A 9,923-nucleotide genomic window follows, 5' to 3' on the forward strand; every position below is an offset into this window, starting at 1 on the left:
GTTTGCAAAAGCGCGCCCCAGGGCTGCCAACGCGGCAGAAATCGATGTTATGGCATGGCGCGTTGCGCCGTGAGTGGATGGCAGCGCCACGCATATACCGAGATCAGTGAGCGCAGCTCTCGCGGGCTGTTGGCTGTTCAGGATGTCCCTCCCCACCCTTTCAGCCAGCGCCTGCGATCGGAGTAAACGGCGGCGGTTTGGCTGCCGCAGGACAGCCAAACTTCGTGAACTGACTTGCGGCATCTGTTCGAACGGAGCGCCTTGGCGCGCAGTAAGTTATGCCGCACGCCGCCGTTTGCTTCGAGCGCAGGTTGCCCCGATTGCCCCGCTTCGCGGGGCGGTCGGGGACGCTGGATGTAGGGCACATTTCTTTGCTGACTTTCTTCTGGGCCGGCACACCGGACGTGCAGCAAGAAAGTCAGTCGCCCGCCGGGGCGAAATCCCGGCTTCTGCGCGAAGCGCAGACCTCCTTGTAGAGACAACAGTGGCTCGCCGCCACGCGTCCGCCGCAAGCCCCGGTCAGCAGCTGCAAGCAATCAAAACCTGCCCCGCTGACTCAGCCCAGTCAGCCCCCTTTCCGCAACAAATAAATATCCATGATCCACCCATGCCGCTCCCGCGCCGCTTGCCGCGCTTGCACAATCCCCGGCGCCAGCTGCGCCAAAGGCCCGTGCATCAGCAACTGCTGCGGCATGCCCAGGTAGGCGCCCCAGTAGATGGTGGCGCCCGGCTCTTGCGCTACTTGCTGGAAGGAGCATTGCCCGTCAAGCATGACGACGAGCGTGTCCACACCTGGCGGCCAGCCTGTGTCGCGCAGCTGGCGACCGGTGGTTACCAGGAATGGCTCGCCAATACCGTTGAGCGCAATGCCGTGAGCGCTGCACAGCACTTGCATGGAGGTGATGCCGGGCACCACACGCACTTGCTCTTGCGCCAAACCCAGGCGGGCGGCAATGCGCAAGGTGCTGTCGTAAAGCGCCGGGTCGCCCCACACCAGCAGCGCAACGCGCTGGGGGCGCGTAGCAACCGCAGGGCCATGGGCGCGCAAACAGGTCTGCCAGCGCTGGGCAATGGCGTCGTGCCATTCGTCGACTTGCTGGTCGTAATCGGCGCCTTGCTGGCGGCGCAGCGGCATGTCGAAATGGGCAATGCGGTTGGCTGGCACCTGCAATTGCGCCAGCAAGGCCAGGCGCACCTGGGCCAGCTCGGCTTTGTTGTCTTCTTTGTGCGGCAAAAGCACCAGGTCTGCCGAGGCAATAGCGCGCTCGGCCTCGCGCGTGAGGTGCTCGGGGTTGCCGGTGCCTATGCCGATCAGCAGCAGCTCCAGCATCACAGGCCTTCCGTCCCGGCCGGGAAGCGCGGCTCGGCGCCACGTGGGCGGTAGCGGCGGTCGTAATCGTCGGCGTACAAGCGGCTTTGGCCGAAGTTGTCTTGGTTGAGCGTGCGCCCCACCAAGATCAAGGCGCTGCGTTGCAGCGCATTGCTTTGCGCGGTGCTGGCCAGTTCGCCAACGGTGGTGCGCAGCACCAGCTCATCCGGCCAAGAGGCCCGCCACACCACGGCGGCAGGGCAATCTGCACCGTAGTAGCCGAGCAGCTCTTGCTGCACTTGTTCGGCCACATGCACGGAAAGGTGGATGGCCAACACTGCACCAGTGGCGGCAAATGCGGCCAGGGTTTCGCCATCAGGCATGCTGGAGGCGCGGCCCGAGGTGCGGGTGAGCACGACCGATTGGCAAGCGCCCGGCAAGGTGAGCTCGGCCTCCAAGGCGGCAGCGGCTGCGCTGAACGATGGCACGCCGGGCGTCACGGTGTACGGCACCTGGTGCTCGCGCAGAATGCGCAGCTGCTCGCCCATGGCCGACCAGATGCTCAAGTCGCCCGAGTGCAGGCGCGCCACATCGTGCCCGCGGGCATGGGCGGCCAGCATCTCCTGCGCAATGTCTTGCAGCGACAGCGGCGCGGTGTTGACCAGATGCACGCCCGGCGGGCAATGCGCCAGCAGCTCTGGCGGCACCAGCGAGCCCGCGTACAAACACACCGGGCTGGCAGCGAGCAGATCGCGCCCGCGCACGGTAATGAGGTCGGCAGCGCCAGGGCCAGCGCCGATGAAGTGGATGGTCACGATGGAACTCCTGATGTCAAAGTTGGTGTGGGCGGCAAGCCTGCGGGCGCAAGCACTGCTACGGCCAGCGTGGCACGCCGGTCGGCCGACACAATGCGCGGCAAAGCCCAATGGATAGCTTGCGGGCCAGCCAAGCGGCACGCAGCGCACCAGGCCAGGGCTTCGCACACGCTGCCCGTGCCAAAGCGCTGCAGCAGCCGCGAGGATTGGTGTGGCGTGGCCGCGTGGTTGATCTCAGCCTCGGCTATCTGCAAGCATTCCGCCTGCGGCACAGCAGAAGCCTGCCAAGCCAGCAGCGCTTGCCAAGCCGGTGTTTGCATGCGGCTTGGCAGCACCGCAAACGTGATTGGCGCAGGCCCGGCGCCCAAGCCAGCCACGGCGCTGCAAGCCTGCGCCCAGCAACTGGCAAACGAGGCGCGCTCGGCCGCAGCACGCAAACCCCAGCCAACGAGCCAGCGCGTGTGCGGGCTCATGCTGCGCTCCAAACCCACTGCACCACGGGCCTTGCGGCCTGCCAGGCATGCAGCTTGCCCAGCGGCACAGCCTCGCTCCATTGCAGTTGCTGCAAGCGGCCGCCATGGGCACCATGCAGTTGCGCCAGCAAGACCTGCGTCTCCAGCGTTACCGCATTTACCACCAAGCGCCAAGGCGCTTTAAGCCTTGCGCAAAGCACGGTAAACAGCGCTTGGTCAAAACCACCGCCGACAAAAACGGCTTGCGGCTCGCCTGGCAATTGGGGCAGCAAGGTGCGCGAATCGCCCTGCACTACCTGCATGGGCAAAGCAAATTGGCGGGCGTTGTGCTCAATATTGGCAACACGCGCAGCATGCTGCTCCACGCAAACGGCGCGGCCACCAGCCAGACACCATTCCACCGATACCGAGCCAGAGCCCGCGCCCAGATCCCACAGCAGCTCGCCCTGGCGCGGTGCCAGCGCGGCCAGCGTCATGGCCCGCACGGCGTCTTTGGTGATCTGGCCGTCGTGCGCAAAAGTGGCTGTGCTGCGCCCCGGCACGCGCACAAAACCAGCGCCGCCACGCGCCTCAAAGGCAGCGGCAACCGGTGCTGCTGCGGGATCGTCCGCCAGCAAAGATAAGAGCTCGCTCGCCAACGCTGAGCGCAAAACGCGGTCTGGCCCGCCAGCATGCGACACCAGCCACAGTGGGCTTTCTCCCCAACCGGCGGCGCACAGCCACTGCGCCAACTCAGCCGCAGCAGCGCCGTCGCGCAGCAAGCAGATAAAACGCTCGCCAGGCGCCAACAAAGGCGCAAGCGTTTGCAAAGGCCGGGCGTGCAGGCCCAGGCAGTGCGTCTGCTCTTGCGACCAGCCCAGCTCGCCAGCGACCCAGGCAAAGGTGGAAGGCGCCGGGTGGTTGCGCCATTCGCCCACTTGCAGATGGCGCGCCAGCGATGCACCAGCGCCAAAGTGGAACGGATCGCCCGAAGCCAGCACCGCCACCAAGGCCTGCCCGCGCAGCGCCAGCACCGGCCCCACATCGAAAGGCACAGGCCAGGCACGGCCGCGCTCGCCCACGCCGGCCAGGGCCAGATGACGCGGGCTGCCGAACACCAAGCTGGCATGATCGAGGTCTCGGCGCGCGGCTGCGCTCAAACCGTCCAATCCGGACGGATGCATGCCGATGATTGAAAGCCACGGATTGGCCATGACCCATGTTCTCCTGTTAGGGGGCACTTTTGATGCCCATGTTTTGTCTACGCGCCTGCACGCTGCGGGCGTGCCAGCTGTTTATTCCTACGCTGGCGCCACGCAAACCCGGCGCACGCCAGCGCTGCCCACCCGTGTGGGTGGCTTTGGCGGCGTGGCCGGCCTGGTGCAGTACTTGCGCGAGAACCGCATCAGCCATGTGATAGACGCCACGCACCCGTTTGCCGCGCAGATGAGCAGCCACGCCATCGAGGCCTGCGCCGCGCTGGGTGTGCCGCTGCTGGCCATGGAGCGCCCCGCCTGGCAAGCGCAGGCTGGCGACCGCTGGACGACCGTGGCCGACATGCCAGCCGCTGCCAGTGCCTTGCCGCAAGACGGCAGCACCGTGTTCCTTGCCATCGGGCGCAAGCAGTTGGCGGCTTTTGCCCCCTGCGCTGGCGGCCATCACTTTGTGCTGCGCGTGGTTGATGCGCCGGAAGAACCCTTTCCGCTGCCCGCCGCGAATTGCGAGCTGGTCATAGCGCGTGGCCCATTTCAGCTGGCGGACGAGCTGACCCTGCTGCGCCAGCACCGGGTCAGCCGCATCGTCAGCAAAAACGCTGGCGGGCCGGATACCTACGCCAAGATCGAAGCCGCACGCCAGTTGGGCCTGCCCGTGGTAATGGTGGAGCGCCCGCGCCTGCCCGCCCGAACGCTGTGTGAAACGCCCGACGAGGCGATGCAGTGGCTGGCCGCCACGGTGTAACGCCGGAGTACTGGCGAGCTTATTCGGCATAACTGCGCGGCGTGTAAACATGCCGGCCCACTTGCCGCGTGTAGCGGTTGCCCACAATCACCAGGGTGCGCATGTCGGCCATGTCGGCCTGCACCTGCTCCAGCCGGAGTACTTGAAAACTTTCGTCCGGGCGGCTGACATTGCGCGCCAAGCAAACCAGGCGCTGCGGCTCACATTCCTCTTGCAGCACTCGCAAAGCCCGCTCAAAACCTTGCGGCCGGTTTTTGGATGCGGGGTTGTAAAAAGCCATTGCAAAATCCGCCTGCGCTGCCAGGCGGATGCGGCGCTCGATCACGCTCGCCGGCTTGAGGTTGTCGGAGAGGTTGATGGTGCAAAAGTCATGCCCCAGCGGTGCGCCCAAACGCGCGGCCGCCGCCAGCATGGCGGTGATGCCGGGCAGCACTTGCACGTCAACAGCGGCCCAGCGCGCCTGCTCCTCGGGCGTAGCGTGGTCCAGCACCTCAAACACGGCGCTGGCCATGGCAAACACGCCTGGGTCGCCAGACGACAGCATCAACACCTGCCGGCCTTGTGCGGCCGTGTTGAGTGCGGCACGGGCGCGGTCCAGCTCTTCGCGGTTGTCGCTGGCATGCAGCTGCAAATGCTCCAGCCCGGACAAGCGGGCGATATAGGGAAAGTAGCCAAACGCATCGCTGGCGTTGGCAATGGCGGCGCGCACTTGTGGCGTTACCAGCTCGTCTGCGCCGGGGCCCAGGCCCACGACGCTCAGGCATGCTTGTTGTGTTGGCATGGTGGCGTTCTCACATGTCGTTGGCCGGGCGCCGGCCGTGGCCATGCACGATGACGATGGCGAAATACGGGCAGCGCTCAGGCGCGTCGCGCAGCGGCATGACTTGCTGGTCCGCCATGGTGCCGTTGACCACCAGCCAGCCGTTGTCCAACTTGCCATGCTCGGCCAGCAGCGCCCGGATGCGGCCCAGGTGCCGCCCCACTTTCATGAAAACCAGCGCATCGGAGCGCGCCACATGCAGGCGCAGTTGCTCGTCGGGCAAGGTGGCGGGCAAGACGCTCATCACATCGTCGCCCCAGGTCATGGGAATGCCGGTGGCATGCCAGCAACCGACCATGCCCGGTATGCCGGGCAGCACCTCCACCGGCACCTCGCCCGCCTGGCGCAAACGCACAAACAAGTGCATGAAAGAGCCGTAAAAAAACGGATCGCCCTCGCACAGCACCACCACTTGCTCGGTGCGTGCCAGCTCGGTGAGGCGCACTTGCCACTGCGCGTAGAAAGCCGACAACTGCGCGATGTAGCGCGGGTCGTCGTGCGGGATTTCAGTGGTCAGCGGGTACTCCATTGGGTATTCGGTGACCTCGGCATGCAGCATGCCATTGACCAGTTGCCGCGCCTTGCCCGGGTGGCCGCGCTTGCGGAAAAACGCCACATGGCGCGCATTGCGCAGCAGCCGGTCGGCCTTGACGCTGATGAGGTCTGGATCGCCCGGCCCGAGGCCGACGCAGATGATGTTGCCTAGGTTCGTCATCGCCACCCCCTCACTCTGCCGCGCTGGCCAGCGCATTGACAGCCGCCACGGTGATGGCCGAGCCACCCAGCCGCCCTTCAACAATGACATACGGCACGCCGCCCCAGGCGCGCAAGGCGTCCTTGGATTCGGCCGCGCCGACAAAGCCCACCGGGCAGCCGATGATGGCCACCGGGCGCGGACAAGCCGGGTCTTGCAGCATGTTCAGCAAGTGGAACAAGGCCGTGGGCGCATTGCCAATGGCCACCAACGCGCCAGCCAGATGCTCGCGCCACAGCTCCAGCGCCGCCGCGCTGCGGGTGTTGCCCATGTCGGCAGCGAGCGCCGGCACATGCGGGTCTTGCAAGGTGCAGATGATGGCGTTTTGCGCCGGTAAACGCGCGCGGGTAATGCCTTCGCTCACCATGCGCGCATCGCACAAAATCGGCGCGCCGCGCTGCAATGCGGCCTCCGCTGCCTCGGCAAAATCGGGCGAAAAATGGATGTGCTGCGCCAGCTCCACCATGCCGGCGGCGTGGATCATGCGGCAGGCCACGCGCTCTTGCAAAGGCGAGAAGCGCTGCAGATCCGCCTCGCTGCGGATGATGGAAAAAGACTGCCGGTAGATGGCAGCGCCACTGGTTTCGTAGCTGTGCTTAAGCGTGGAGGTCATGGATCAGTTGTTGTATTTGTTGGGGCGCGGCGCGCAACGCATCAGGTATGAGGCAGACGGGCGGCGCAGCATGGCTGCTGTTGGAGCGGAGAAAAAGCTGGACCGAAGCGCCCTGCAAGACAGCGCTGATTTCTGCCGTTGCATCGGCAGCGAGCGCACAGCGCTTGGCGCAGCCGCTGACATGCAAATGGCTGCCTGCGGGAACATGCGGCGCCAGTTCCATAGCCAGCGCCTGCGCCGGAATATGCGCTTGCGCACAGCGCGGCGCGCCCGTGCAGGCCGAAACGCGCAAGCGCACGTCGTCGGCTTCGGTAATCCAGTACTGCGGGTCTTGAAAAGCCTGGCCCAGCGCCGCATCCACCCACAACGACCGCCAAGGCGTAACGCGCAATGGTGCGCTTTCGGGCAGATGCTGCAGCACCGCCAACATGGCATGCGCATTGACGCGGCCCAGTGACGCGCCAATCAACACGCCATCGGCAGGCAATGAAACAGGCCTTGCAAGCGCGCTGGCCGCCGCAGCTACCTCACGGTGTATTTGCGTGTTGCGCGGGTAATGCGCAATCAAACTGCGCAGCCGCGTTGGCGCCGGCTGGTGTTGCATGCGCTGCTGCGCAAACCAGCGGGCCAGCTGTATGGCGGTGCTGACAGCGTCTTCTGCACACTCAAACGGCAGCCATTCCAAAGCGCCGCTGGCACAGAGCGCGTAACGCCCATCGGGCTCCAGCCACAGCCGAATGTCGGCACCCGTGTTTTTGAGCCGCTGCTGCCCGTCATCCACCAGCAAACCAAACTTGCTGGGCAGCGGCGCCAGGCCCAAGCGCTGCAAAGCTGCCGGGCTGAGCTGTTGCTGCACCGCTGCCGAGAGCTGCAACGCCAGCGCATGCGTTGCATCGCCCGGCCGGTAAAACGGCGTGCAGTGCACGGGTGGCGCCAGATCAGCATCCGCCTGCGCAGGCACCAGCCCGGCCGCCACCAGCGCGGCCCGCAAACTGCCCAGCCCGGCTTCGGCCACGCCACGCAATTGCACATTGCCCAGGCGCGTAAGCTCCAACTGCGAGTCGCCATGCGCCACCGCCAACTCAGCCAACACGCGCCATTGCGCCGCAGTAATGGCCGCACACGGCGGACGCGCGCGCACCAGCCAGCCGTCTTGCGCCTGCATGGGTTGCCAGGCGGTGGGGCACCAGCCTTGAACGCTGAAGGATGGGTTCATGGTTGGGCTGCGCAGATGAAGCCCAACGCGCAAGCCGCGTTGCGAAACCCGGCCAGCCGCAGCATGCAAAAAGCACAATAACCACGCTCACGCCTTAGCGTAAAGCACTCAGAAGATAGAGACAGAAGCTCTCGCGCCATGCAGCACCCACAGTCGCTGCGGCCACCACCCGGGCCGCATGAACAAAATGTGCAGAAGGAGAGATAGAAATCTGGACGAGACAAAGACCGGCAGCCGCTGCCCGCAATGCGGACGTGGCTGCCCATCAGGTCACATGCACTCCCGCTGCGCCTTGAAAACACCAGGCCGGTCTCCGGACTCTCAGAGTTCAGCGGGCTTTTGCCAGCTGTGTTTGCTACGCGCCTTCCCGCTTTCGCAGTGGCTGCCCGGCTGTGCGCCTGGGCTTGCGTGCAACGTCTCTGATTACCGTTGCGGGTGCAGTGCAGGCATTGCAGCCTTCTGTGTAAAGGCCACGCACCTGCTTCCCGTTTCACTTCGCAGCGCAGAACGCGCCTGGAAGCACCTGTTGTGGGAGTGGATTCTACGCCGGGTTTGGCACCCGGCCCAAAGATCGTGATGCGGGTGTGGCTTGCCCGAGCTTTGGCGCAATGCGGCGCCAGCAGAGAGTCAGTCGCGCAAGGGCAAAGCGCCTACCAGGCGGCCTGCCAACAAGGGGTAAGCCGTTTCATGCACCAGCTCCAGCTGGTCGATGCGCCAGGTTTGTTGCCAGGCCGACAAGGCGCTACAGGCTTGCACCAGCGGCTGCCAAGGCAGCGCCTCGCGGTAGCGAAACAGCGTGATGTGCTGGATTTGCGGCCGGTTGCGATCGGGGAAACGGCTGGCAGCGTAACCGTCCATATCGTCACGCAAACGCTCCAGCGCCGTTATGGTTATTGCCTTGGCGGCAAAGCGCCAGATGGTAGTCAGCGGGTAGAGGCGAACGCGTAGCGGTGAGCGTTCGTTTTCTCTGCGAGGAGGTCTGCGCTTCGCGCAGATGCCGGGATGTGCGCCCGGCGGCGCAGTCACTTTCATTGCGCCGCCAATGAAAGTAACCAAAGCAAGGCGGCCCCTGCTGCCTGCGTCCCTTTGAATTTCGCTTTGGCGAAATTCAAGAGGGCAACCTGCGAGTGCTCGGGCGTGGCCTGCACCGTGAAACTCACTGCGAGCCAAAGGCTCTCCGTTCAAACAGACACGGTGAGTCAGAGCACGAAGCAGTTGCACTCTGCGGTGCAACTGCCAGCCCACGCCCTGTGCTCCTCGGCGCATGCAAAAGGGGTGGGAGCGGGATAGCTTCGTGGAAGAACGAAGGTGGTTAACGATGGCTGGCAGTTTTTCTCCCTCTCCCTCGGGAGAGAGCTGGGGCGTACACCGCCCAAATGCAGACCGCATGCCAACGGTAAGGCAGTACCACCCTCACCCCTAGCCGGGCGCCCCCACCCTCTCCCGCCAGCGGGAGAGGGAGTGAAACGGCGCAGCTCTCGCAGGCCGTTGGATGTTCCGGCTGTTGGCTGTTGGCTGTTGGCTGTCCCCCACCCCTTTCAGCCAGCGCCTGCGATCGGAGCAAACGGCGGCGGTTTGGCTGCCGCAGGACAGCCAAACTTCGTGCTCTGACTTGCGGCATCTGTTCGAACGGAGCGCCTTGGCGCGCAGTAAGTTATGCCGCACGCCGCCGTTTGCTTCGAGCGCAGGTTGCCGCGAAAGATTCGCTCCGCGAAGCTTTCGGGGACGCTGGATGTAGGGCACGTTTCTTTGCCTCCTTTCTTGCCGTGCAGCAAGAAAGAAGGTCGCCCGCCGGGGCGAGACCCGGCCAGCAGCTGCATGCAATGCCCACCAACGCCAATTGAAAAACGAGCCTCCAGGCATCTGCGCGAAGCGCAGACCTCCCTTGTATCGTTAAAGCGTTCGGGAATGGCCCGATCAGGGCTGGCGTATGCAGGGAACTCCCTGAGGCTTGCAACCTGTCGCGTAGATATGCAGCGCCAGTC

General features: G+C 65.1%; 10 protein-coding genes and 1 riboswitch. Of the genes, 1 reads left to right on the forward strand and 9 read right to left on the reverse strand.

Annotated features, from left to right (window positions below; all coding sequences use genetic code 11):
- Positions 1 to 565 precede the first annotated feature (565 nt).
- The 4 genes from cobF to cbiT are packed head-to-tail and all read right to left on the reverse strand — an operon-like array spanning position 566 to position 3,790.
- Positions 566 to 1,330: a precorrin-6A synthase (deacetylating) gene (gene cobF, locus ACFIQF_RS22420; protein ID WP_393945879.1), complete on the reverse strand. Its 765-nt coding sequence runs from the start codon at positions 1,328 to 1,330 to the stop codon at positions 566 to 568.
- Positions 1,330 to 2,124 carry a precorrin-4 C(11)-methyltransferase gene (gene cobM, locus ACFIQF_RS22425; protein ID WP_393945880.1) on the reverse strand — a complete coding sequence of 265 codons (795 nt, stop codon included), beginning with the start codon at positions 2,122 to 2,124 and terminating at the stop codon, positions 1,330 to 1,332. Before cobM ends, cobF begins: the two co-directional genes overlap by 1 nt.
- Entirely contained in the window at positions 2,121 to 2,597 is a 477-nt protein-coding gene (locus ACFIQF_RS22430) for a cobalamin biosynthesis protein (RefSeq protein ID WP_393945881.1), read from the reverse strand. The genes cobM and ACFIQF_RS22430 overlap by 4 nt, the downstream gene beginning before the upstream one ends.
- Entirely contained in the window at positions 2,594 to 3,790 is a 1,197-nt protein-coding gene (gene cbiT / locus ACFIQF_RS22435) for a precorrin-6Y C5,15-methyltransferase (decarboxylating) subunit CbiT (RefSeq protein ID WP_393945882.1), read from the reverse strand. The genes ACFIQF_RS22430 and cbiT overlap by 4 nt, the downstream gene beginning before the upstream one ends.
- On the opposite strand from cbiT, the gene ACFIQF_RS22440 reads away from it, so the two are divergent.
- Positions 3,789 to 4,535 (forward strand): cobalt-precorrin-6A reductase, encoded by a 747-nt coding sequence (locus tag ACFIQF_RS22440; protein WP_393945883.1) that lies wholly within the window; start codon positions 3,789 to 3,791, stop codon positions 4,533 to 4,535. The genes cbiT and ACFIQF_RS22440 overlap by 2 nt on opposite strands.
- 19 nt (positions 4,536 to 4,554) lie before the next feature.
- Here ACFIQF_RS22440 and cobJ read toward each other — a convergent pair whose 3' ends face one another.
- The 5 genes from cobJ to ACFIQF_RS22465 form a co-directional block, all read right to left on the reverse strand.
- Positions 4,555 to 5,316, reverse strand: a complete 762-nt coding sequence (cobJ, locus tag ACFIQF_RS22445; RefSeq protein ID WP_393945884.1) for a precorrin-3B C(17)-methyltransferase — start codon at positions 5,314 to 5,316, stop codon at positions 4,555 to 4,557.
- Between the two features lie 10 nt (positions 5,317 to 5,326).
- Positions 5,327 to 6,070: a precorrin-2 C(20)-methyltransferase gene (gene cobI / locus ACFIQF_RS22450; RefSeq protein ID WP_393945885.1), complete on the reverse strand. Its 744-nt coding sequence runs from the start codon at positions 6,068 to 6,070 to the stop codon at positions 5,327 to 5,329.
- Positions 6,071 to 6,080: 10 nt separating this feature from the next.
- Complete coding sequence (locus ACFIQF_RS22455; protein WP_393945886.1) at positions 6,081 to 6,722, reverse strand: precorrin-8X methylmutase; 642 nt, start codon at positions 6,720 to 6,722, stop codon at positions 6,081 to 6,083.
- On the reverse strand, positions 6,706 to 7,938 hold the full coding sequence (locus ACFIQF_RS22460; protein WP_393945887.1) for a nitrite reductase: 1,233 nt from the start codon (positions 7,936 to 7,938) through the stop codon (positions 6,706 to 6,708). Before ACFIQF_RS22460 ends, ACFIQF_RS22455 begins: the two co-directional genes overlap by 17 nt.
- A 287-nt stretch (positions 7,939 to 8,225) precedes the next feature.
- Positions 8,226 to 8,470: riboswitch (cobalamin riboswitch) on the reverse strand.
- A 95-nt stretch (positions 8,471 to 8,565) separates the two neighbouring features.
- Complete coding sequence (locus ACFIQF_RS22465) at positions 8,566 to 8,796, reverse strand: hypothetical protein (RefSeq protein WP_393945888.1); 231 nt, start codon at positions 8,794 to 8,796, stop codon at positions 8,566 to 8,568.
- Positions 8,797 to 9,923: the final 1,127 nt, after the last annotated feature.

Source organism: Comamonas trifloxystrobinivorans, assembly GCF_043359985.1.
Taxonomy (GTDB): Bacteria; Pseudomonadota; Gammaproteobacteria; order Burkholderiales; family Burkholderiaceae_C; genus Comamonas; species Comamonas trifloxystrobinivorans.